The organism is Arthrobacter sp. Ld5 (assembly GCF_051172775.1).
In the GTDB taxonomy this organism is placed as follows: domain Bacteria; phylum Actinomycetota; class Actinomycetes; order Actinomycetales; family Micrococcaceae; genus Arthrobacter_D.
Window position 1 is genome coordinate 64,556 of record NZ_JBPKBO010000016.1, and the last position, 22,948, is coordinate 87,503.

Consider the following 22,948-nt stretch of genomic DNA (forward strand, 5'->3'; position numbering starts at 1 on the left):
TCACCCCCGTGTGCGTCCAGCGACGAGCCAGACCGCCCACGCGAGCAGGGCCGCCACACCGATCACCACCACGGGGAGGCTGGACCCGGCATCGCCGACCAGCAGCGCGAGTACGGCGACTGGTTGCGCCAGGGCCTGGATCCGAAGGAAGGACAGAGCGAGCTGACGCAGCGCAGCCGCGCTGATCCATCCCCGCAGCGGCAGATGCAGGAGCAGGAGGTAGAGGACGAAGACAGCGTGCAACCCGGCCACGAACACGAGGAGCCACGCGGATCCTGCCGGCACATTCACCGCGTACGCAATAGAGAGCAGCAGCAGGGACAGCGTGACCAGGCCGACCGACGGGAGGACCGCCGCCCCCGCCGCCACGACGACGGGCAGGACGATCCAGACGGAGCCGCTCCACGCAATACTGCCGAGAAGGACGGCGAGGAGTGCCGTTGCGCTGCGGATCACCCACAGGGGAACGAGGTCGCGCCGATCGGGCACCGCAGGCGAGCCTGCGGACCGGGCAGACCGCTGCATCCTCACCGGAACCTCCATCCCGAGCCCTGGCCGGTACGCCGGACGGTCTGGCGGGCCAGTAGCCGGAAGCCGGTATCGAGGTCCGGTCCGTAGGGTGCATCGAGGCCGTCCCGTGGGATGCCGTGCTGCGCGTCGGCGGTCGCTCCGGCGATCACGGGGATCCCCTCGGACTGGAGGCCCTCGAGCAGCAGCCGACGCCGCAGGAGCGTGAGCCGCACGGCCTCGGCCTGCGCCGTCGTCGTCTCCGTGCGGTGCAGCGGCAGCATGCAGTCGACACCGGCCACCACATGCCCCTGCGCGTGCCAGAGGCGCAGCAGGCGTGCCGGCTCGGCGTCCAGGAAGGCGGAGAAGACGACGACGACGGCGCCCTGCGGCGGCACCGGGTCCCTCCGTCGCCGACGCCGCGGCACCACGGATGTGCCCGCCAGCCGGACCCGGACCTGTTCGAGGTGGCGTGCTCCGGCCGCCGAGCGCAGGGCGCGCCGCGTCCCGGACAGGTCGTCGAGGCCCACCCGGTCACCGACGGCGAGGTAGGACGCCGCGACCGTCGCCGCAGCCGTCCTGGCCACGTGCAGGGAGCCGGCTGCCAGGCGCGGAGGAGCCGCGGCGAACCAGTCGGCCGTCGAGGACGGCAGGTCGTGTGCCTGATCGACCACCAGGAAGACGGAGGCCTCAGCGTCCGCGAAGCTGCGTCGAACCATGATCCGGTCCTGGTCGGTGGACCGCCGGGCCGTGGCGCGCCAGTCGATGCGGCGCAGGGGATCTCCAGGCTGCAGCGGGGCAACGGACCGCAGTTCACCGCCGTCGCCCGGGCGGCCCGACCGGTGCGTCCCGGCGAGGCCCACGAGCCGGCGGGACACCGGTCGCGCGAGTGTCGGCCCGACCCGCGGCAGGATGCTCACACGGACCGGCGGCGCCGGCGCGAAGGCGGTGGGTCGGGCCAGGTCGGCCGTGAAAGCCGCGGCACCGTACGCGAGCACGTCCCGTTCCCCCGAAGGCGGCGCATCCGCGAGGAGCGGGCACTCCTCGCCGTCCAGCAGGACGACGGCATCCGGGGGACATGCGGGAGCGGCCAGGACGGTGGCCACCAGGCGTCCGGGTACCCCGCTGCCGCCCGCCTCCCGCGGGGCGAGCCGCAGGCGCAGGCGCGGGCCGACGGCGGCCGACGATCGGTACGGCTCGACGTGCACCGCGCAGCCGGTGCCCGGTACCGTCCCCGCACGACCGGCGAGGGCGAGGAACGCGAACGGCGCGGCGAGCGCCACGGTGTCCGGACGTCCGGACACCAGGCCCGCCACGATGCACACGAGCATGAGGATCACCGCGAGGGCCCAGACGGGCGACCGGGCGGCCGGGGCGGCGCTAGCCACGCGGCACTGTCGGTGGGGTCGGCACCTCGGCCAGGACGTCCCGCACCACCTTCTCCGTCGCAACACCCTGAGCCCAGGAGGACGGTGTCAGCGTCAGCCGGTGGGCGAGGACGGCCTCGGCGCCCTCCTTCACGTCCTCGGGGAGCACGAAGGTCCGACCGTCCAGGACGGCGAGCGCGCGGCCGAGCAGTACCAGCGCCTGCGACCCGCGGGGGGAGGCCCCCACCTCCACTGCCGGATGGGTCCGGGTCGCGGCGGTGAGCCGGACCGCGTAGTCGATGACGTCGTCGTCCACGCCCACGGACTCGGCGGCGGACTGCAGGCGCGACAGACCCTCGGCCGTCGTCACGTTCGCCACGTGCGTCTCGTCCTGCTGCCGCGTGATGCGCCGCGAGATGATGTCCTGCTCGCCGCCGGGACCGGGGTAGCCGAAGCGCAGGCGCACCAGGAAGCGGTCCAGCTGCGCCTCGGGCAGCGGGTACGTGCCCTCGAACTCGATGGGGTTGGAGGTGGCGAACACATGGAACGGCCGCCGGAGCGGCAGGGTGGTGCCTTCCACGGACACCTGTGCCTCCGCCATCGCCTCGAGGAGCGCCGACTGGGTCTTCGGGGACGTCCTGTTGATCTCGTCGGCGAGGAACAGGCCCGTGAAGATGGGACCGGGCCTGAACTCGAACTCCCGGGTGGCCGGGTTGAAGATCGACGATCCGGTGACGTCCGAGGGCAGGAGATCCGGCGTGAACTGCAGGCGCCGGAAGTCGAGGCCCAGCGCCTGGGCCAGCGTCTTGGCTGCGAGGGTCTTTCCGAGACCGGGCAGGTCCTCGAACAGGACATGGCCCCCCGCGAGCACGGCTGCGAGGGCCAGGCGGAGGGCTTCCTCGGCGCCGACGACGACGGTCCCCACACGGGCGAGGACCTCGCGGCCCACTTGGGCCGCGTCGGCGGTGTCCGTGCCCGTCATGTCGGCAGGGGTGCCGGTCAGCACCACTCCCTGGTCGCGACCGGCGTCCGGCGGCGTGGGGTTCGGCTCGGTCATGGTGCCTCCTGGGAAGGGATCGGCTCGAGCGCGGGGGAGAGGACGATGCGCTCCAGTTCCGCGCCGAGCGCCTGGAGTTCGCGGTGGGTCAGCGCCGGTGGCCGGCTGGTCGCGACGAGGTCGTCGAGCGCCCGGCTCCGGGGAGCGTCGGGCCGTGCCGCCGCCACGGAGAGGGCGAGGGCGTGTACCTCGAGGACGGCGCGCATGCCCGGCTCGGTCGAGGCGAGCGAGAACTCGAGCGCCTGCAGGTCGGCGAGTCCGCGCTCCGGTTCGGGCGGGCGCGGCAGGACGGCCCGCGGGACGTCGACGCCCTCGAGGACGCCGTTCGCGATGCCCGCAGCGCCCGCTGCGCCGACGACGACGACGGCGTGCCGGGCATCGAGGCCGAAGAACCATACGGCGACGAGCGCCAGGCCGACCAGCCCGGCCGTCACGGCCCACGCCGACCGCCTCACGTCCGGGCCTCCGGGTGCCGGGCACCTGCGGCGAGGGAGCACTCCAGCTGATCGAGGCTCGCTGCTGCCGCGTCGCGGTCGCCCGGGCCGAGGGGGCCGGCGGGGCGGTCCCCGTCGGCCTGCCCGAAGCGGGCGCGCTGGTACAGGCGGTTCAGGGTGGTCAGCGGCAGGGATGGAAGATCGAGCGTGACCGCCACCGAGGATGCGAATTCCGACGTCGTCTGCGTGGAGGTGCGGCCGACGCCCGCGTCGGCGCAGAGGCGCTCGAGCTCGAGCCAGCAGCGGATGACCGTGTCGGAGGTGCTGCCGCCGCCCGCCAGCGCGGCCCGCGACGTCCTGGCCCACTCGGGTAGGGCCTCGGTCGTCAGGGGGACGGTGCCGACATGGAGAGGGCCGGACCGCTCCGGCGGATCCCCGTCGGGTCCGTGACGGCCGCGGAAGCGCAGCAGGAACCGTACCAGCAGGGCCAGGGCGAGCATGAGCAGCAGCAGGGTCACCGCGGCCAGCGTGCCGCCGTCGACGACGATGCGCTCCCCGTCGGCCAGCGACGGTGCCGTGCCCGTCGCGGTCGGGGCCGGCGCGTCCGTCTCCTGGGGGGAGGAGTCCGGCGGAACCATCACGGGGTCGGCGGAGAAGTCGCCGAGGAAGCCGGCCGCGAGCACACCGAGGACGAGGACGATCAGGGTGAGGACGGCTGCGGCGCGCGGCGGTCCGGCTGTCGTCCCCACGTTCCCCCTGCCGGTAGGTGCCCGCGCGGGTCCCGAGGGCCGCGTTCCGTGGAGCCTACCAAAACAGAACCGCCGCCGGCCTGATGGCCGACGGCGGTGGATGTGCCCTCGATAGGATTCGAACCTACGACCTTCTGCTCCGGAGGCAGACGCTCTATCCCCTGAGCTACGAAGGCAGATACGGAAACTCCCGTACCCGTAAGGGACTCATCGAGCTTAGCAGGTGGCGCAGGGAGGGGAAAACGCGCCCGCCCCGGGTGGGGCGATTCTCCTCCTAGACACGGCCGAGGGTGTCGATGTCCTCCAGGAAGTCCTGGTAGACCTCGTCGCTGACGGTGGTCCGCGTCTCCCCGATGGCGTCGAGGTAGTCCTGCGTCGTGGGGCCCTTGCGGCCGCCCTCGTGGACGGACAGGGTGCGTCCGGCGACCAGGCCACCGTCGTCGTACACAGCCTTTTCCAGCGCGCGCTGGGAGGCGCTGCGAGCGGCGTACTCGATGTCCGCGGGGGAGAAGCCCTGCGTGCGGTCCACGAGCAGTGCCACGTCCACCGCATCCACGACGGGAACGGGGATGAAGCGCCGCCACATGGCTTCGCGGGCCTGTCGGTCGGGCAGGCCGATGGGGATGACGTAGTCGAACCGCCCGTGCCTCAGGAACGCCGAGTCCAGGGCCCGGATGAAGTTGGTGGCGCACACCAGCAGCCGTCCGGGTTGTTCGCGGAAGGCCGGGATGATCTTCAGGAGCTCGTTCGTGACACCCTGCAGGGGCGACGGCGGCTCCCCGGAGCGGTGCGAGGCGATCTCCTCGACCTCGTCGATGAACACCACGGCGTGTTCCAGCTCCGCGATCTCCAGGAACGTCTCGCGGAGGGCTCCGGCCAGCCCCTGGGGATCGGCCGCCAGGCGGGAGGGGAACACCTCCACGAAGGGCCATTCCAGCCGGGAGGCGATGGCCTTCGCGAAGGTGGTCTTGCCCGTGCCCGGCGGGCCGAAGAGGACGACGGCGCGCGGCGGCACGACACCGAACTCATCGGCCAGGTCCGCCTCGGCGAGGGGGAGCACCAGGCGGCGTTCGAGCAGTTCCTTCTCCTCGCGCATGCCCGCCACCTTCTCCCACTGATCGCGGGCCAGGATGCGGCCGCCCAGCTGGCCCAGGGCACCAAGTTCCTGTCGCTGCACGGGGATGGTGCGCTCGAAGTACCGCAGGTTCTTCTTCAGGGCGAAGCCGCGGCTCAGGAACGCCTCGACCCTCGTCTCCGACTCCGGCATCAGGGCGGAGAGCCTGTTCAGCCCGTGCGGCGACATGCTGTTCTCGACCGCCGTCAGCAGCGACGTGCCGATACCCCGCCCGCGATACTCGGGAAGAGTGGCCAGGAAGACGATCCACCCCTGGTCGTGGGCGGCACGCGCGACGGCGGCACCGACCACCTGGTCGCCCTGGACGGCGACCACGGCGTGATCCTTCTCGCACGACGCGAGCACCTCGGAGAGTGCATACACCGGGTCGACGTTGCTCGCCTTGAGGGTCTCCCACAGGTGCAGGATCCCGTCCAGGTCCGCCGAGTGGAAATCCCTGATCCGCCAGCTGGTCATTCATGTCTCCTTGGGGTTTCCTACCACGCTGGGATGAAGGAGCGCCCATGTCAAACACGCCTGTCATGGGCCGCCACACTCCACCGATGCGCGACCCCGGGGTGCGTGACGCTCCCGGAGCCTGGTTCACCCGCAACCGGTGATGGTTGCGGGCACCGGAGGTACTAGCTTGGCAACCGTGTGATCACCGGCTTCTGTCACCCGTCCCGCACCGACGACTCCGGTCGTCGGCGGGCGGCCAACGGAAGGAGGAGGAGTGCCCAGCTCGAACCACCGGCGCACCGGCCCCTCCTCGACGGCTCACCCCGCACCAGGACGTCCGGCATGAGCGTGCCTGCCGCGGCGTCGCCCGGTGTCGATCCGATCGCCGTCCTCCGTTCCCGGTCGTACATCACCGCGCTCGTCCTGGCGGCGGTCCTGGGCGTCCCCATCTCCGTCCTGGCCTACGGCTTCCTCGCTCTCGTCGCGGCGGTCCAGCAGTTCGTCTTCGTCGGCCTGCCGAGCGGACTCCTCGGGGGTACTGCTCCGGCCTGGTGGCCGGTGCCGTGGCTGGTGCTGTGCGGGCTGCTGACGGCGGCGACCATCCGGTACCTGCCGGGTACCGGGGGCCATTCGCCGTCGGCCGGATTCGCGACGGGCGGCGCCCCGCCGAGCGGCCGGGAACTGGTGGGCATCGTCCTCGCGGCGCTGACCACGCTCAGCCTCGGGGCGGTGCTGGGACCGGAGGGCCCGCTGATCGCCATCGGTGGAGGCCTCGGGGCGCTGGCGATACACCTGGTGAAGAAGGACGCTCCGCCGATGGCCCTCACGATCATGGCGTCGGCCGGCAGTTTCGCGGCGATCAGCACCCTGCTCGGATCCCCCGTGCTCGGCGCGTTCCTGATCATGGAGGCCGCCGGGATCAGTGGGATGACGCTGAGCCTGGTGGCCCTGCCCGGGCTGCTCGCCGCGGGCGTCGGGGCGCTGGTGTTCGTCGGGCTGGACGGCTGGACCGGGCTGGGCAGCTTCTCGCTCGCGCTGCCCGCGGTGCCGCCCGCCGTGCCGCCGACCGTGGCCACGCTGGGCTGGGCGGTCCTCATGGGCGTCGTCGGTGCCCTGTCGGGATGGGCGATCCGCTGGGCTGCGCTGTCGCTTCGCCCGATCGTGCACTGGAATCGGGTGCTGGTGACGACGGCGCTCGGCGCGCTGATCGGGGTGACCGCCATGGCGTACCAGTTGATCTCCGGGCTCAGCTTCACCCAGGTGCTGTTCTCCGGGCAGGATGCACTGCCCGAGCTGGTCGGGAACGCGGCGGACTACTCGCTGCCGGTGCTGGTCCTGCTGATCGTCTGCAAGACCCTGGTCTATGCGTTCTCCCTCAGCGCCTTCCGTGGCGGTCCGGTATTTCCTTCGATGTTCATCGGCGCGGCGCTCGGCCTCGCGGCGAGTGGGTTGCCGGGCATGGATCCTGCTGCCGGGATCGGCATGGGGATGGGTGCCATGTGCACGGCCATGCTGCGGCTGCCGCTGACGTCGACGCTGCTGGCCACCCTGTTGCTGGGCGTCGACGGAGTGGCCGTGACACCCCAGGTGGTGGTGGCCGTGGTGGTGGCCTTCGTGGTCATCAACGTGCTGCCGGCCCCGGGGCCGCAGGAGCGCGGGTCGAAGGAGCCCGGCCCGCCGGGCGACATCGCCGCCGGGCACCATAGGGCTCCCATGAACACCGGCGCGACGGCTGCGGTTGCGGCTCCGGCCCGGCCTGCCCGCCGGGAACGGCAAATCGCGTGGCTGTTCATCATCGGCTCGGGGCTGTTCGCCCTCGGTGCGGTGCCGCCGTACGCCGACGCCGTGGGCGCGCACCTGTGCGGACTCACCTTCTTCACGGGCTCCCTCTTCTTCACCGCCGCGGCGTACCTGCAGTACCGCGAGGCCGTCGACGCGCTCCCGCTTCCCGACACCCGCCGTCATTCGTTCTGGGCGTGGGCACCGGGGAATGCCGTCTGGTTCGCCGGGGCGGTCCAGCTCGCCGGCACGCTGTGGTTCAACTGGAGTACGGCGAACGCACTGCTGACGAATCTCAGTGCCGCAGTGGCCGAGCAACGGGTATGGCGACCCGACGCCCTGGGGTCCGTGGCCTTCCTCGTGGCGAGCGGTCAGGCGCTGCGGTATGCCCGATCCAGCGCCGTCGCGGGCGGGCCCACGCCCCGGTCGTGGACGATCAGCGTGATCAACATGGCCGGATCCGTCGCGTTCGGCATCTCGGCTGCCGCATCCTTCGTCCTGCCGTCGAGCGGCGACGTCCTGAACGCCGGTCTCGCCGGTTTCGGCACCTTCGTCGGAGCCCTGTGCTTCCTCACCGGCGCGATCCTGATGCTGAGTCCCGAACCCGCCGGCGCCCCGGTGCCGGCCGACCGGGGAACCCGTCCGTGAAACCCAGCCAACCGTTTCCGAAGGAGCAATGATGTCAAGAGATTCCCAGAAGCTCGACGCCGACGCGGCACTGTTCGGCAACCGATTCGTCACCCAGGAGGTGCCGAGCCGTGAGTTCCCGGAGACCGGCATTTCCGCCCAGGATGCCCTGCGCCTCGTGTCGGAGGACCTCGCGCTGGAGGGCGACCCGGCCCGTAACCTGGCCACCTTCGTGACGACGTGGATGGAACCGGAGGCCCAGCGGATCATCGCCGCGAACCTGCACCGCAACTTCATCGACCACGCCGAGTATCCCCGCACCGCCGAGATCGAGCAGCGCTGCATCCGGATGCTCGCCGACCTCTTCCACGCCCCCGGCGAGACGACAGGGGCACGGACCCAGGGGTCGTCCGAGGCGATCATGCTCGGCGGTCTGTCCCTGAAGTGGAACTGGCGCAAGCGTCGCGAGGCCGCCGGCGGGTCGACGTCGAGCCCCAATCTGGTGTTCGGCGGTGACGTGCACGTCGTGTGGGAGAAGTTCTGCCGCTACTTCGACGTCGAGCCGAGAATCGTGCCCCTGGCGCCGGGGAAATACACCATCGGCCCGGACGACGTGCAGGCGTACATCGACGAGAACACCATCGGTGTCGCAGCCGTCCTGGGCACGACGTTCACCGGTCACAAGGACGACATCGTCGGCATCAACGACCTGCTCCTGCGGATGAGGAAGGAACAGGGCCTCGACGTGCCGATGCACGTGGACGCGGCGAGCGGAGGGTTCGTCTGGCCGTTCCTCTACCCCCACTCCGAATGGGATTTCCGGCTCGAGCAGGTCCACTCGATCAACGTCTCCGGACACAAGTTCGGGCTCGTCTACCCCGGCATCGGCTGGCTGATCTTCCGCGAGACGGCCGACCTCGCCAGGGACCTCGTCTTCGAGGAGAACTACCTCGGCAAGACCGACTCGACCTTCACGCTGAACTTCTCCACCGGCTCCGCGATGGTCCTCGCCCAGTACTACAACCTCGTGCGCTACGGTCGCGCCGGCTACACGTACATCATGCAGAACATGCAGACCAACGCCCGCGTCCTCGCCGAGAAACTGGCCGCCATGGGCCGCTTCGAGATCATCGACCCCGCCGAGGAGCAACTTCCCCTGGTCGCGTTCCGGCTCGCCGAGGACACCGGATACGACGAGTTCGACATCGCCTGGCAGCTCTCTGCCGAGCGCGGCTGGATGGTCCCGGCCTACACGTTGCCGCCGAACGCCCAGGACGTCACGATCATGCGGGCGCTCGTCAAGGAGACGATGAGCCGCGAACACGTCGACACGCTCGCCCGCGACATCGAGGAGGCGTGCTCCACGCTCGCGAAGAAGGGCGGCGCGCACGAATCCGAGCGGAACAAGATCCGGACCGGACCGGGTCACTGACCGATGTCCCACGACGCGCGGGGCCGGACGGATTCCGGCGGGGAGCCCGGGGCCGGGCCGCCGTCGTGCTGGCGGTCCTGGTGCTGGCGTCACTCACCCTGCGGTGCCAGACGCCGTGACGGGGCCCGGGCGGGGAACCCGGAGCGCCGGGGTGACCTGCCGCGTGCCAGTACGTACCGTTGGACCAGGGCCATCCCCGGGCCCGCGTCATCCCCTGAGGAGCAGCCATGACCGCCTTGTCCTCCAGCATCGTCCGTCGGGTGTCGGCGGCGGCGTCGGGTGATCCGTCCCGCCAGGCGTTCACCTGCGTCGCGGCCGCCGCCCAGGTACTGCTGCCCACGTTCTACGGCCCCCGGTTCCGGGGTGAGGATGCTCCGCCCAACGTGATCCAGCCCGCCCCGTACGCCTTCGCCGTCTGGTTCCCGATCTTCGCCTCGTCCATCACCTACGCGGTCCACCAGGCTCGCGGCCCCGCCCGCACCCGGGATGTCTGGCGGGCGGCGGGCTGGCCCCTTGCCGGGGCCTTCGCGGCAGCCGGTCTCTGGGCCCCGCTGGCACGGTCGCGCCGGGTCTGGGGCGCGCAGGCGGCGCTGGTTGCGCTCGCCGTCCTGGCGGAGACGGGACGGCGCCGGATCGCCCGGGCGGAGGTGGAGGACGGGCTGAGCGGTGCCGAAGTGGCTGCCGCGGCTCCCGCGGCAGGCATGCTGGCGGCCTGGGGGCAGGCGGCATGTGGCGTGAACCTGGCCTCCCTGCTCGTCGCCGAGGAGATCGTTCCTGCAGGGCCGAAGGCTGCCACGCTCGGAGTCGCCCTCCTCGCGGCGCTCGGCGCGCTCGGCGCCCGGGTCGTCACGGGCCCGGAGCGGTCGACCGTCTCGTCCCGGTCCTACACCGGGACGCTCCTCTGGGCGTTCGCGGGCGTGATGGCCGGGCAACGCCGGCGGTCGAGGTCCGCTGCTGCAGCCGCGGTGGGTGCCGCCGTCGTCCTCCTGGTCGCCTGGAGCCGGGAACGGTGACGGCCCCCTCGCCGTCCGTGGCATCCCGTCCCGTGAAGGCCACGCAGGGCAGCACCGCATGAAGGCCGTCGTGTACGAGCGTTACGGTCCACCGGACGTGCTGAAGCTCCGGGACGTCCCGGAGCCGGTGCCCGGAGCCCACCAGGTGCTCGTGGAGGTCGCCGCCACGTCGGTCAACCTCTCGGACTGGGAAGGACTACGCGGCACTCCGCTGTACGCGCGCATCGGAGGGCTGCGGACCCCGGCCCGCCGGGTGCTCGGCTCCGACATCGCGGGACGGGTGACCGCCGTCGGCTCCGACGTCACCCGGTTCCGGCCCGGCGATGAGGTGTACGGGGACAACCTCGGGCTCAAGGGCGGCTTCGCCGAGTACGCGGTAGTGCCCGAGACCGCACTCGCCTCCAAGCCCGCCGAGCTGACCTTCGCTGAGGCGTCGACGCTGCCGCAGTCAGGCGCGATCGCTCTCCAGGGGACCGCCCGCGCTCGCCGTGGGCAGCGCGTGCTCATCAACGGGGCGGGCGGTGGGTCGGGCTCCCTCGCGATCCAGCTGGCCCGGCTCTCGGGTGCGCACGTGACCGGGGTGGACAACGCCGGGAAGCTCGGCTTCCTGCGGGACCTCGGGGCCGACGAGGTCATCGACTACCGCAGTCAGGACTTCACCCGGCTCGAGCCCTACGACCTGGTGCTCGACCTCGTCGCCCACCGATCCGCGATGGCCTGCCGGCGGGCGCTGACGCGTGGCGGCCGGTATCTCTGCGTCGGCGGACCCGTCCGGACACTCCTGCAGGTCGCGACCGTCGGAGCCGCTGCGGGCCTCCTCACCGGACGACGGATCGGGATCCTCGCCGTCCGGCAGGGCCCGGCGTCCTTCGAGCCCGTCGCGCAGCGGTGCATCGACGGCGATCTCCGCCTCCACATCGACCGCACCTTCCCGCTCGGCGAGGTGCCGCAGGCCCTCGCCTACGTCGGCACCGGGCAGGCGCTCGGCAAGGTCGTCGTCGTCCCCTGACGCCGCCCGCGATGTGCGTGCCCATGGTCTGCGGACGCAGTTCCGGCGCCCGACGATCAGGTCGAGTTCGTCATCCAGAGTCATGTCGCCACTCCGTCCCAGGTACCTGCCGAGGAGGTCAGCCCGCGCCTGAAGGGCCCTCGGGCAGGACGAACGCGACCCGCTGTTCCGGCGACCAGACGTACGTGTCGTCACACCGGTAACCCCTCAGCCAGGGTTTCCCGTCCACGACCCGGAGGTAGAAGCCTCGGGGGTACTCCGCGTCCTCGCTCACGGGCGCGGACGCGACGTGGAGAGCGCCGGCCGGAGCGCGACCTGCGGACAGGATCGAATCCGGCGCATCGGCCTGGTCCATCAGCGCCAGCCGAAGATAGGGGCCGGTTACCAGGGGGCAGAGCTCCAGGCCCTGACTCCTCGCTGCCGCGAAGACCCGCGACTGGACGGCGCCTCCCACCAGACCGAGGCCCTCGACGGTCCGCTCCACGATTCGGAGGGCCCGACCTCCGGGGTCGTCGAATGCCGCGTGGGCGAGCAGCGTCTCCGCGAAGGCATTGAGTTGCACGCCTGCGCCGAGGAGTGACCTGCGGATCCCGTCACGCGACTGCCCGCCGACCCGGATCACGAGGCCATCCCTCGCAGGGCCCATCAGCTGTTCCCGGCGGTGCTCGGCAGTTCCGCCGCATAGGCGGTGAGAGCCCTCCTGTAGCCGTCGAGCGTGGGGACGAGGGCGAGCAGCGCCGTCCTCAGCGCGTCCCCGTGGCGGCCTTCGTCATGCAGGGCCAGGGCGAGGAAGGCCTGGCGTGCCCCTTCGTCGACGCCGGCGTCGGGCATCGCTTCGGGGATCGCCACCGCTTCGGCGGACCGGCCGACGTTGCGGAGCGTGCTCGCGAGCTGGATGGAGACGCGCAGCGCGCTCGGACCCTCCAGTCCTGCGTCGAGGGCTCGCCGGTACAGCGGAATCGCCTCCTGCTCGAGCCCGAGAGCGTCGTGGACCCCGCCCAGCTCGAAGAGCGCCTCTGCATCGTCCTCGGGCCGGGCCGACACGAGTTCGCGCATCCTGCCGATGGCGCCCTCCGGATCGGCGTCGTCGAACTCCTGCTCGTAGAAGCGGTCGATCTCCCGGTGCCACGCTGCGTCTGCCATCCCGCCAGCGTGCCACGCCGTAGGGGTTGCCCCGGGTCGACACTCCCTCCCGTTGCACACCGGGGGCCGGAAAGCGGGCCGAGGGTCATACCGCATCCGGCCCCAACCGTCAGCCCCGAAGTTGTTGAACAATGCCTTGCACCGATTGTTCAACAACCTGTAGCGTCAGCCGCACCACCCAATGTGACTCCGGTCACCCTCACGCAACGGACGGGCCGATGGCAGATACACAGAACAGACCGAGACTGAGCTCCTCCGCCCGGCGCACCGCGCTGCTGGGTGCCATGTTCCTCATGGCCACCAGCGCCATCGGGCCGGGCTTCATCACCCAGACCACCGTGTTCACCGTCCAGATCGGTGCCGCGTTCGCGTTCGCGATCCTGGCGTCGATCCTCATCGACATCGCGGTCCAGATGAATGTCTGGCGCGTCATCGGAGTCTCGGGACTCCGCGCCCACGAACTCGGCAACAAGGTCCTTCCCGGCGTCGGATGGTTCCTCGCCGGTCTCGTCTTCGTCGGGGGCGTGGTCTTCAACATCGGCAACATCGCCGGCACCGGACTCGGTGCCAATGCGATGCTCGGCATCGACCCGAAGATCGGTGGAGCCGTGTCGGCGGTCATCGCCATCATGATCTTCGTCAGCAAGAAAGCCGGAATGGCACTGGACCGTATCGTGGTGCTCCTCGGTGCGGTCATGATCCTCCTGATGATCTACGTGGCTGTCGTCGCCGCCCCGCCCGTCGGTGAAGCGCTCAGGAACGCGGTCCTCCCCGAACAGATCGACTTCCTCATCATCACCACGCTGGTCGGCGGCACGGTCGGCGGCTACATCACCTACGCCGGCGCGCACCGCATGCTCGATTCCGGCGCCACGGGCGTCGAGAACGTCAAGCACATCACCCGCAGCTCGGTACTCGGCATCCTGGTCACCGGCGTCATGCGGGTGCTGCTGTTCCTCGCGATCTTCGGCGTCGTGGCCGGCGGAGCGGTGCTGACGAGCGACAACCTGGCCGCGGAGGCCTTCGGTGTCGCGGCAGGCGAGATCGGCATGAGGGTCTTCGGTATCGTCCTCTGGGCTGCCGCTCTCACCTCGGTGATCGGAGCCGCGTTCACCTCGGTCTCCTTCATCACCACCTCGAAGACCCCCGAACGCCGGCGGAACCTCATCACGGTCGCGTTCATCGCCGGGTGCGGCGTCGCCTACCTCTTCCTCGGGCAGGCACCCCAGGAACTGTTGATCTTCGCCGGAGCGTTCAACGGCCTGATCCTGCCGGTCGGCTTCGGTGTGCTGCTCTGGGTGGCCTGGCGCCGCCGGGACCTGATGCACGGCTACGCCTACCCCGCATGGCTGCTGATCGTCGGCATCATCACCTGGTTCCTGACCGTGTTCCTGGGCTACACGGCTCTCACCGGGCTGGCACGGCTGTGGGGCTGAACCCCGCCGCCCGCCCGGCCGACCCGGCAGCGATGCTGCCGGCCGACGCGCGAGCCGCGTTCCGTGCAGGACTGGTCACGCCGACGTCGGGCTGGGCCCGCGGGTACGCGCAGGTCAACGTGCTGTCGATCCCGCGTGACCAGGCGTTCGATCTGCTGCTCTTCGCCCAGCGCAATCCCAAACCGTGCCCGATCCTCGGGGTGCTGGAGCCGGGCGAGACCTCCGGGCCACTGCTGGCCGGCGGCGACATCCGGACCGACGTCTCCAAGTACACCGTGTACCACGACGGCGTCCTGGTGGACGAGCCCACCGACGTCCTGGCGCACTGGCGCGAGGACCTGGTGACCTTCCTGTTCGGGTGCTCCTTCACCTTCGAGACGGCGCTGCAGGACGGCGGCGTCAGGATCGCGCACATCGACCAGGGTGTGAACGTGCCGATGTACCGGACGAACCGGGAGGCCGCTCCGGCCGGTGCCATGTCCGGTCCACTGGTGGTGTCGATGCGCCCGGTCCCGGCCGCGCAGGTGGCCGACGCCGTCCGCATCACCTCGCGCTATCCGGCCGTGCACGGCGCTCCGGTCCACGTGGGCAATCCGGAGGAACTGGGGGTCGACGTGGATGCGCCGGACTTCGGTGACGCAGTGCGGATCCCCGAGGGGCATCTTCCGGTGTTCTGGGCGTGCGGAGTGACCCCGCAGGCGGCGGTGATGCAGTCGCGCCCGCCGCTGGCCATCGGCCACGCGCCGGGGCACATGCTCATCACCGATGCCCGGGACAGCGACTACCTGGTGCCCTAGGCGGATGCGCGGCCGGTGCTACCCGGACTCGTCCGCGAGGTGCTCCAGGAGTTCCGCCTCGGACGAGTCCAGGTAGGCGCGCAGCCCGGCGGCCGCCTCCTCCCGGCGTCCGGCCCGGAGACGCTCGACGAGTTGCACGTTGCGGTCCACGTACTGGCTGTGGAAGTCCGGGGCCGAGGCCATCGCGTGGAACACGAGACGCATCTCGGCGAGCACGCGGTCCATCAGCATCAGCAGGGACGCACTGCCGGTCAGGCCGACCACGGCGCTGTGCAGGGCCTGATTGGCGTCGGCCATGTCGGCGACCGCCCCGGCGTCGCGGGCTGCCTGTGCCCGCTCGACGATGGCCTCCATGTCGGCCAGCGCCTCCGGGGTCACTTCGCCCCAGAGTGCCGCCGCGGGCTCGATCATCCGGCGTATCCGGTAGATCTCGCGCACCTCCTCGGCCCCGGGGGAGGCGACGAACACGCCCCGGTTGGGGATCCGGGTGACCATCGATTCGCCGGCGAGCGTCGAGAACGCCTCGCGCAGGGTGTTCCGGGAGACACCGAGCGCCGTCGACAGCGCCTGTTCCGACAGCTTCGACCCGGGTGTCAGCTCACCGGCGGCGATGCGACGGCGCAGGACGGTGGCGATCCACGCCGCCGTGTGCGCATGCCCGGCCGTCCTCATGGTCCCGCGATCGAGCTCCGCTGCTGTCCCTACTGCCATGGTCTTCCCCCATACGTCGTCACCAGCCGATGCTAGCCCACCGCGCCCAGGACCTCGCCGCGGGCGACGGCGGCCCCCGGCTCCTGGCCGCCGCGCTGGAACCTCCCGGCAGCCGTCGACACGACCTCGGTCTCCATCTTCATCGCCTCGACCACCGCGACGGGCTGCCCTGCGTCGATCGCGGCACCGTCGTCGGCCAGCCACTTCACGAGGGTGCCGCCCATCGAGGCGGTGATCGCCCCGTGGTGGTCCGTCGTCGCCTCCACGGAGGGGGCGGCGGGGGCGCCGTTGCCGCCGCTCATCAGCGCGGCGAAGAGCTCTGCGGGGAGGCCCAGCTGCACGGCCTTGCCGTCGATCTCCACGGTCAGGGTCTCCCGCCGGGCCAGCTGCCCCGCCGTCCCGCTCGAGAGGGCTGCCTCGAGGCGTTCGGCGAACGCCGACTCGATCCACGTGGTGTAGACGCCGAGCCGGTCGGGATCGGTGAAGTCGGGGTCCCGGACCACCGCGCGATGGAAGGGGAGCACCGTGGGGAGGCCATCGATCCGCAGTTCGTCGAGGGCGGCGCGGGCGCGGCGCAGCGCCTGCGGGCGGTCCTCGCCATGGACGATGAGCTTGGCCATGAGGGAGTCGTACTCGGCAGGGACGCGGGACCCCGAGCGCACCCCGGTGTCCACGCGGATGCCGGCCCCGGTGGGAGCCTCGAAGACCTCGACCGGGCCGGGGGAGGGCAGGAACCCGCGGCCGGCGTCCTCGGCGTTGAGCCGGAATTCGATGGCATGGCCCTGCGGGGTCGGGTCCTCGGTGATGCTCAGGGGCAGGCCGGCGGCGATGCGGAACTGTTCACGGACCAGGTCGACGCCCGACGTCTCCTCGGTCACGGGGTGCTCCACCTGCAGGCGCGTGTTGACCTCGAGGAAGGAGATCACGCCGTCGGGCGCCACCAGGTATTCGACCGTGCCGGCACTGGTGTAGCCGGCCTCCCGGCAGATGGCGCGCGCCGATTCGTGGATGCGGGCGCGCTGGTCGTCGGTCAGGAACGGCGCGGGGGCCTCCTCGACCAGCTTCTGGTTGCGGCGCTGCAGGGAGCAGTCGCGGGTCCCGACGACGACGACGTTGCCCTGCGTGTCCGCGAGGACCTGCGCCTCGACGTGCCGCGGTGTGGCCAGGAACCGCTCGACGAAGCACTCGCCGCGGCCGAAGGCGACGGTGGCCTCGCGGACCGCCGAGTCGAACGCGTCGTCGATGTCCTCCATCCGGTGGGCGATCCGCATGCCGCGGCCGCCGCCGCCGTAGGCGGCCTTGATGGCGACGGGGACGCCGTACTGGTCCGCGAAGGCGCGGACCTCCTCGGCGTCGGCGGCGGGTCCGTCGGATCCGGGGACCAGGGGGGCGCCGACCTTCACGGCGATCTCGCGGGCCGTGACCTTGTTGCCGAGGCTCCGGATCGCGTCGGGCGACGGGCCGATCCAGATGAGCCCCGCATCCTGCACGGCCTGGGCGAAGTCGGCGTTCTCCGAGAGGAAGCCGTACCCGGGGTGGACGGCGTCGGCGCCGGACCTGGCGGCGACGGCGAGGAGCTTGCCCATGTCGAGGTACGTGTCCGCGCCGGCCGATCCTCCCAGGGGGTAGGCCTCGTCGGCACGGCGGACGTGGAGCGCATCGGCGTCCGGATCGGAATACACGGCGACGGAGGTCAGTTCCGCATCGGTGCACGCACGGGCGATGCGGACGGCGATCTCGCCGCGATTGGCGATCAGGACCTTCTTCATGGCTGCTACTTTCACGAGCTTCGGGTGGGGAGCGGATGGAGCGGCTGGAGGCTTTCGGGATCCACGGCCCGGAACTGCAGCCGGGTGCCGGGCGCCAGCTGGGCGGCGGTTGGCAGGTCCTCGGGAACGACGACGCCGATCACCGGGTATCCGCCTGTCACCGGATGGTCGGCGAGGAAGAGCACGGGCAGGCCCGACGGCGGCACCTGCAGCGATCCGGCGACGACCCCCTCACTGGGCAGCTCATCGGAGCTGACGCGCTCCAGCGGCCCGCCGGCGGCGCCGTCGTGCCCGGTCACGGCGAGGCGGACGCCGATCCGGTTCGATTCCGCGCTCACGGTCCATTCCTGGCCCGTGAGCGCCCCGTGGGATGCGTCGGTGAACCAGTCGTGGCGGGGACCGCCGGTGATCCGGAGCACCACAGGCTCCTGCGTTCCGGGTCGGAGGGCGTCGGGAAGCGTGGAGGGCTCGGGAGCGCCGACCGTGCGGCCCCGGTCGACCGCGCCGACCGGCAGCACGGTCCCGGTGGCGAGGGGAGGCGGGCCGATGCCCGACATCACATCGGTCGAACGGCTGCCCAGCACCTCCGGCACGTCGATCCCGCCGCGGATCGCCAGATAGGAGCGCAGCCCGGCGTCGGGCAGGTCGAGGTGGAGGGTCTCGCCGTCGTGCAGGGCGAACGGTGAGCGCATGGGCGCAGGGCGCGGCCCGTCGTCGCCGACGATCTCGAGGGGCGTGTGGGCGCCGGTCACGGCGACGGTCAGCTCGCCGTGGGCCCTGGCGGTGACACCGCCGAGGACCGACTCGATGACCGCGTCGCCGGGTGCGTTCCCGACGAGTCGGTTGGCCTGACGGGCGCTCGCCGTGTCGGCGGCGCCGGCTTTCGAGACGCCCACGTCGCCGAGGCCGGGCCGGCCCAGGTCCTGGATGAGCGACTGCGGTCCCGGGGCGAGGATCTCCAGGGCGTGGCCCTGCCGTGGCGGGGTCTCCGTGATCGCCTCGGAGCCCCCGGCGTCCGAACCCCCGGCCCGGTGTCCCAGCGTGACCGACTCCCGGACGGCCACGTACTGCACGGTGGTCCCCGGCCTGAGGAGGGCAGGCTGCTCCCGGTCCAGGTCCCAGAGCCGGGACGCGGTCCTCCCGATGAGCTGCCACCCCCCGGGGGAGCGGCGTGGGTAGACGGCCGAGAAGTTTCCCGCCAGGGCCACCGCTCCGGCGGGCACCGCCGTGCGGGGCGTGCTGCGGCGGGGGACCGTGAGCGCCTCGTTCTCCCCGACCAGATAGGCGAACCCCGGCGCGAATCCGCCGAAGGCTGCGGTCCACAGCTGGCCGGTGTGCGCGGCGACGACGGCGTCGGGGTCGAGGCCGGTGAGGCGGCCCACCTCGGCGAGGTCCTCGCCGTCGTACACCACCTCGATCCGCACCGGATCACCGGCGGCGGCGGTGTCCTTCCCGGGTGCCGTGTCGAGCTGCGCGACGGCGGTGCGCGCGGCACGGGCGCTGGTGCCGGAATCGAAGACGGCCAGGACGGTCCGCGCGGCGGCGAGCACGTCGACCTGTCCACGGAGCGGGTGCTCCTGCAGGTGCGCGTGCACCGAGAGGACCGACTCCAGGGAGTCGAGCTGGATCAGGAGGGCGCGCGGCCCGGCCCAGCGGATCTCGGGACGGGTCACACGAAGCTCCGGATCTCGACGCCCGCGGCCTGGAGGTCCCGGCGGACCGCGGCGGACATGGACACCGCGCCGGTGGTGTCGCCGTGGAGGCAGATACTCTCCGCGGTGGTCCTGATCGTCGACCCGTCGCGGGCGATGATCACTCCGTCCTGGGCGAGGCGCACCATGTTGGCGGAGACCTCGTCCTCGTCGCGGAGGACGGCGCCGGGTTCCCGGCGGGAGACCAGGGTGCCGTCCGGGTTGTAGGCCCGGTCGGCGAAGGCCTCGGCCACCCCGCGGAGGCCCGACTTCTCCGCGGCCTTCAGCGCCGCGGAGCCGGGGAGGAGCAGCAGCGGGAGGTCGCCGCCGAACGCCTTGACGGCATCCACCACGGCCCGGGCCTGCACCTCGTGGGTGACGATGGTGTTGTAGAGGGCGCCGTGGGGTTTCACGTACTTGATGGTGCCGCCGGCAGCCCGGGAGATCGCGTCGAGGGCGCCGATCTGGTACAGGACGTCGTCGGCCAGTTCGGTGGGGGAGCAGTCCAGGAAGCGGCGGCCGAACCCGGCCAGGTCCCGGTAGCCGACGTGCGCGCCGATCGTCACGCCGGCCGCCACCGCGTCCCGGCAGGTCTGCGCGATGGTGGACGGTTCCCCGGCGTGGAAGCCGCACGCGACGTTGGCGCTCGAGACGGAGCGGAAGATCGCGGCGTCGTCCCCCATGGTCCAGTTGCCGAACGATTCGCCGACGTCGCTGTTGAGGTCGATCTGCACCATTGTGATCCTCGTCTCTCCTGAGTGGTTCCTCAAGGATGCCCGAGTCCGCCGGATTGTTCAACAATGTTTTGTCCGGGGTCCGCCGGCGATCATCGCCGGAGGGCTTCGACCGCGTCCGGCGTCGCGGGCAGGCTGCCCTCGAACGGTGTCAGCGTGAATCACCCGCCCTCCTGCCGGGTGGCGAAGACGAGAAGGGCACCTCCTCCACCCGCGTCGCCTCGTCCGCCGAGGACAGCGCGCCGGCGTCAGGACTGGGCGTCGTCCGGCTTCGGCTCCATGAGCTGGATGAGGTTGCCGCACGTGTCGTCGAAGATCGCCACGACGGCGGCGCCGATGTCCAGCGGCGGCTGGGTGAAGGTCACGCCCCGTGCGCTCAGGCGTGCGTACTCGGCCTCGACGTCCCCGACCGCGAACTGGGCCAGCGGGATCCCGTCGTGGACGAGGGCATCGCGGAACGGTTTCACGGCCGGGTGGCTGGACGGCTCCAGGAGCAGCTCGGGCCCCTCCGGTGATTCGGGGGACACCACGGTGAGCCAGGAATGCACGCCGAGCGGGACGTCCTGGCGCTTCACGAACCCGAGCACGTCGGTGTAGAAGGCGAGGGCCTTCCGCTGGTCGTCGACGAACAGGCTCGTCAGGGCTATCTTCATGGCTCACTCCTCGTCCTCGCCGACCATGATGTGGGCCAGCGTAGGCCGCACCGCCGGTGTGGAGAAGGGCCGGAGTGCAGCAGCCGGCGGATCAGTAGCCGAGGAAGGCGTCGGTCCTCACCCGCGAGGCGCCCGCCGAGCGCACGGCGGCACGCAGACGTCCGATGAACGCGGGGGAGCCCGAGACGAGGACCGTCCGACGGGCGAGGTCCGGCACCGCCGCGAGGAGGGCGTCCGCCGTCGGCTCCGTTCCCGCGAGGGTCCACCGTCCCGGCAGCGCCGGCACGTCGTCGGAGGCCGGCACGAACAGCACCACGCGCGTCCCCAGGCCGGCCAGCTCGTCGAGGAAGGCGATCTCCTGCCCGCTGCGGACCGCATAGACGAGCACGACGTCGCGCTCCTCGCCGCGCTCGCCGAGATCGCGGAGCTGGCTCATGAACGGCGTCACCCCGATGCCTCCGGCGATCAGGAGCAGGGGGACCGCCGGATCGCGCGGCAGGTGGAAGTCGCCTCCGACGAGCGTCCCCGTGACGTGCGCGCTGTCCGGAAGACCGAGGAGTGCGGTCTTGAAGGAGCTGCCCCCCTCCGTGGTCCGCAGGCCGAAGGTCACGGCGTCACGCTGCTGCGGCGCGGACGTGATGCTGAAGGTCCGGCGGCTGCCGCGGCTGTCGACCCCGCGGTGCGGCAGATTCAGCTCCATGTACTGGCCGGCCCGGAAACGCACGGGGTGCTCGGGTGCGAAGACCAGTTCGGTGCTCGTGGGGGTCAGCTGCCGTCTCCCCGCGAGGGAGAGGCGCACACTCCGACGCTGGCCCAGGGCGAAAGCGAGGGCGTTGCCGAGCACGAGGGCGAACTCGGGCCCGAGGAAGACCGGGCCGACGGAGAGCTGCAGGGCGAACACCACGCCCACGACGGCGGCGACGAGCCACTGCTGCCACCGCAGCGGCGGCAGGGTCAGCGGCTCGGTCAGCATGAAACCGAGCAGGAACAGGACGGGGTACGAGGTCAGGACGAGTTGGAGGCCGGCTCCGGGCATCACCCCGTTCTGCACCAGGCCGAAGAGCAGGACGCCGATGGTCACCACGAGGAACACGGCCGCCATGCCCGCCTTCCGCGTCCTGTACAGCAGGAGCGCACCGCCGACCGCGACGACGGGGAGCATGTAGGCATTCGCGACCCACCACCCGGCAACCCCCACGCCGAACAGCGTGGCGACCACCGCCCCCGCCGCGGCCGGATTGAAGACGTGGCGACCCCTCACCGCCAGGAGGAACTTCGACGCGCCGGCGGCCACACCGGCCGCGAGGATGCCCGCGAGGCCGGCTCCCGTGGCTGACGGGAACATGATCAGGAAGAGGATCAGCCCGGTGATGAGCGAGGACTCGCCATGGGGCCGCAGGCGGAGGATCAGTGCCATCAGCCGGGTGCCGATGATCGTGCCGCCCACCGCAGCCACGAGGGTCCCGCCGATCTCGGCGGGGGTGAAGGCGAGCAGGCCGGCCAGTGCGAGGACCAGCGCCTCGACGGTGAGGATCACCAGGAGCACGAGTGCGAGCCGGTACATGGTCATGCGGCCGAGGAGGCCGTCGAGTGCTGCGGTCATGAGAAGAGGGCTCCTGCGAGGGGTGCGGAACAGCGGGCGCGTCCGTCCGAGTACATCAGGACGTAGTCGAAGGTGAACGCCGTCGCGAGGTCCGCGGGATCGGTGAGGAACAGGGCCGTGCACAGGCCGTCGGCGGTCATGGCGTCCGCGGCGAGGACCCAGGTCGCGACGACGGTGTCGACACTTCGTCCGGTCCTTGCGTCCAGGACGTGGTGCAGGCCGTCACCCCACGCGCGGCGGTTCGACGCGGAGGCGCACAGGGCGCCGGTTCCGAGGCCGACCACGCCGATCGCCGACGTCGGGTCGTAGGGGTGCTCGAGGGCGACGGTGATGGTGCCGTCGGCGGCCCTGCGCATGTCTCCGCTGGCATCGACGACCACGTCGTCGTGGCCCTCGGCGCGCAGATAGTCCACCATGAGGTCGACGAGCTGTCCCTTGCCGGCCGCGCCGACGTCGAGGATCGCCGGTTCCCGCAGGGCGAGGCCGTCGTCCGTCCAGGTCAGGACGTCGTTCCAGGCCCGGGCGGGGGCCGGCTGCTGCGTGGGCGTCAGGGAGTAACCGGCGTCGTAGCCCTGTGCGGCGAGCGGGTCACCGACGAGCGGTGAGACACCGCCGCCGGTGAGCTCGTAGAGCGAGCGCAGCAGGCGTCCGAGGTCGGCGCCGTGGGGCGGGAGGGGCAGCGAGCCGCCCGCAGCGGCGAGTGCCATGACACCGGAATCGGTGCGAAACCGGGAGTAGAGCGCGTCGTACTCCTCGGCGAGGCGCAGCAGGTGTGACCGCTGCCCGGGCAGCAGCGCCGCACCCGTGTCCACGCGCCAGCCGGTGCCGATCGCCTCGAAACTGAACGAATCCGCCATGCCGGCC

Annotated in this window: 21 protein-coding genes and 1 tRNA gene; 6 read left to right on the forward strand and 16 right to left on the reverse strand. The window is 71.6% G+C overall.

The window, feature by feature from the left end; genetic code table 11:
* The 7 genes from ACSGDB_RS06995 to ACSGDB_RS07025 form a co-directional block, all read right to left on the reverse strand.
* Entirely contained in the window at positions 1-489 is a 489-nt protein-coding gene (locus ACSGDB_RS06995; protein WP_434993792.1) for a hypothetical protein, read from the reverse strand.
* A gap of 38 nt (positions 490-527) precedes the next feature.
* On the reverse strand, positions 528-1,895 hold the full coding sequence (locus ACSGDB_RS07000; RefSeq protein ID WP_434993793.1) for a DUF58 domain-containing protein: 1,368 nt from the start codon (positions 1,893-1,895) through the stop codon (positions 528-530).
* The gene (locus tag ACSGDB_RS07005; RefSeq protein WP_434993978.1) at positions 1,888-2,856 is read right to left on the reverse strand and encodes an AAA family ATPase; all 969 of its coding nucleotides are present in this window, start codon (positions 2,854-2,856) and stop codon (positions 1,888-1,890) included. The genes ACSGDB_RS07000 and ACSGDB_RS07005 overlap by 8 nt, the downstream gene beginning before the upstream one ends.
* Positions 2,857-2,927: 71 nt before the next feature.
* Positions 2,928-3,386 (reverse strand): hypothetical protein, encoded by a 459-nt coding sequence (locus tag ACSGDB_RS07010; protein WP_434993794.1) that lies wholly within the window; start codon positions 3,384-3,386, stop codon positions 2,928-2,930.
* On the reverse strand, positions 3,383-4,114 hold the full coding sequence (locus ACSGDB_RS07015) for a DUF4129 domain-containing protein (RefSeq protein ID WP_434993795.1): 732 nt from the start codon (positions 4,112-4,114) through the stop codon (positions 3,383-3,385). Before ACSGDB_RS07015 ends, ACSGDB_RS07010 begins: the two co-directional genes overlap by 4 nt.
* 103 nt (positions 4,115-4,217) lie before the next feature.
* Positions 4,218-4,290: transfer RNA gene (locus tag ACSGDB_RS07020), tRNA-Arg, on the reverse strand.
* Between the two features lie 98 nt (positions 4,291-4,388).
* Positions 4,389-5,705, reverse strand: a complete 1,317-nt coding sequence (locus ACSGDB_RS07025) for an ATP-binding protein (protein ID WP_434993796.1) — start codon at positions 5,703-5,705, stop codon at positions 4,389-4,391.
* A gap of 324 nt (positions 5,706-6,029) precedes the next feature.
* Between ACSGDB_RS07025 and ACSGDB_RS07030 the strand changes: the two genes are divergently transcribed.
* The 4 genes from ACSGDB_RS07030 to ACSGDB_RS07045 all read left to right on the forward strand — a co-directional run bounded on the left by ACSGDB_RS07030 (position 6,030) and on the right by ACSGDB_RS07045 (position 11,547).
* On the forward strand, positions 6,030-8,114 hold the full coding sequence (locus tag ACSGDB_RS07030; RefSeq protein ID WP_434993797.1) for a chloride channel protein: 2,085 nt from the start codon (positions 6,030-6,032) through the stop codon (positions 8,112-8,114).
* 28 nt (positions 8,115-8,142) lie between these two features.
* Positions 8,143-9,525, forward strand: coding sequence for a glutamate decarboxylase (locus ACSGDB_RS07035; protein ID WP_434993798.1), 1,383 nt, complete (start codon positions 8,143-8,145; stop codon positions 9,523-9,525).
* Between the two features lie 227 nt (positions 9,526-9,752).
* Positions 9,753-10,538: a hypothetical protein gene (locus tag ACSGDB_RS07040; RefSeq protein ID WP_434993799.1), complete on the forward strand. Its 786-nt coding sequence runs from the start codon at positions 9,753-9,755 to the stop codon at positions 10,536-10,538.
* Between the two features lie 58 nt (positions 10,539-10,596).
* Positions 10,597-11,547, forward strand: coding sequence for an NAD(P)-dependent alcohol dehydrogenase (locus ACSGDB_RS07045; RefSeq protein WP_434993800.1), 951 nt, complete (start codon positions 10,597-10,599; stop codon positions 11,545-11,547).
* Between the two features lie 118 nt (positions 11,548-11,665).
* Here ACSGDB_RS07045 and ACSGDB_RS07050 read toward each other — a convergent pair whose 3' ends face one another.
* Both ACSGDB_RS07050 and ACSGDB_RS07055 read right to left on the reverse strand, forming a co-directional pair.
* Positions 11,666-12,193 carry a hypothetical protein gene (locus tag ACSGDB_RS07050; protein ID WP_434993801.1) on the reverse strand — a complete coding sequence of 176 codons (528 nt, stop codon included), beginning with the start codon at positions 12,191-12,193 and terminating at the stop codon, positions 11,666-11,668.
* Positions 12,193-12,690 carry a tetratricopeptide repeat protein gene (locus ACSGDB_RS07055; protein ID WP_434993802.1) on the reverse strand — a complete coding sequence of 166 codons (498 nt, stop codon included), beginning with the start codon at positions 12,688-12,690 and terminating at the stop codon, positions 12,193-12,195. Before ACSGDB_RS07055 ends, ACSGDB_RS07050 begins: the two co-directional genes overlap by 1 nt.
* Before the next feature lie 218 nt (positions 12,691-12,908).
* On the opposite strand from ACSGDB_RS07055, the gene ACSGDB_RS07060 reads away from it, so the two are divergent.
* A complete protein-coding gene (locus ACSGDB_RS07060; protein ID WP_434993803.1) occupies positions 12,909-14,126 on the forward strand; it encodes an NRAMP family divalent metal transporter in 1,218 nt (405 codons plus the stop codon).
* 32 nt (positions 14,127-14,158) lie between these two features.
* Complete coding sequence (locus ACSGDB_RS07065; protein WP_434993979.1) at positions 14,159-14,923, forward strand: putative hydro-lyase; 765 nt, start codon at positions 14,159-14,161, stop codon at positions 14,921-14,923.
* Positions 14,924-14,941: 18 nt separating this feature from the next.
* Here ACSGDB_RS07065 and ACSGDB_RS07070 read toward each other — a convergent pair whose 3' ends face one another.
* The 7 genes from ACSGDB_RS07070 to ACSGDB_RS07100 form a co-directional block, all read right to left on the reverse strand.
* The gene (locus ACSGDB_RS07070; RefSeq protein ID WP_434993804.1) at positions 14,942-15,634 is read right to left on the reverse strand and encodes a GntR family transcriptional regulator; all 693 of its coding nucleotides are present in this window, start codon (positions 15,632-15,634) and stop codon (positions 14,942-14,944) included.
* Between the two features lie 32 nt (positions 15,635-15,666).
* On the reverse strand, positions 15,667-17,403 hold the full coding sequence (locus ACSGDB_RS07075; RefSeq protein WP_434993805.1) for an acetyl/propionyl/methylcrotonyl-CoA carboxylase subunit alpha: 1,737 nt from the start codon (positions 17,401-17,403) through the stop codon (positions 15,667-15,669).
* Positions 17,404-17,414: 11 nt separating this feature from the next.
* Complete coding sequence (locus ACSGDB_RS07080; RefSeq protein ID WP_434993806.1) at positions 17,415-19,076, reverse strand: 5-oxoprolinase/urea amidolyase family protein; 1,662 nt, start codon at positions 19,074-19,076, stop codon at positions 17,415-17,417.
* On the reverse strand, positions 19,073-19,831 hold the full coding sequence (locus ACSGDB_RS07085; protein ID WP_434993807.1) for a LamB/YcsF family protein: 759 nt from the start codon (positions 19,829-19,831) through the stop codon (positions 19,073-19,075). Before ACSGDB_RS07085 ends, ACSGDB_RS07080 begins: the two co-directional genes overlap by 4 nt.
* A gap of 245 nt (positions 19,832-20,076) precedes the next feature.
* A complete protein-coding gene (locus tag ACSGDB_RS07090; protein ID WP_434993808.1) occupies positions 20,077-20,481 on the reverse strand; it encodes a VOC family protein in 405 nt (134 codons plus the stop codon).
* Between the two features lie 91 nt (positions 20,482-20,572).
* Positions 20,573-22,084, reverse strand: a complete 1,512-nt coding sequence (locus ACSGDB_RS07095) for an FAD-dependent oxidoreductase (RefSeq protein WP_434993809.1) — start codon at positions 22,082-22,084, stop codon at positions 20,573-20,575.
* Complete coding sequence (locus ACSGDB_RS07100) at positions 22,081-22,941, reverse strand: FAD:protein FMN transferase (RefSeq protein ID WP_434993810.1); 861 nt, start codon at positions 22,939-22,941, stop codon at positions 22,081-22,083. Before ACSGDB_RS07100 ends, ACSGDB_RS07095 begins: the two co-directional genes overlap by 4 nt.
* Between the last annotated feature and the right edge of the window lie 7 nt (positions 22,942-22,948).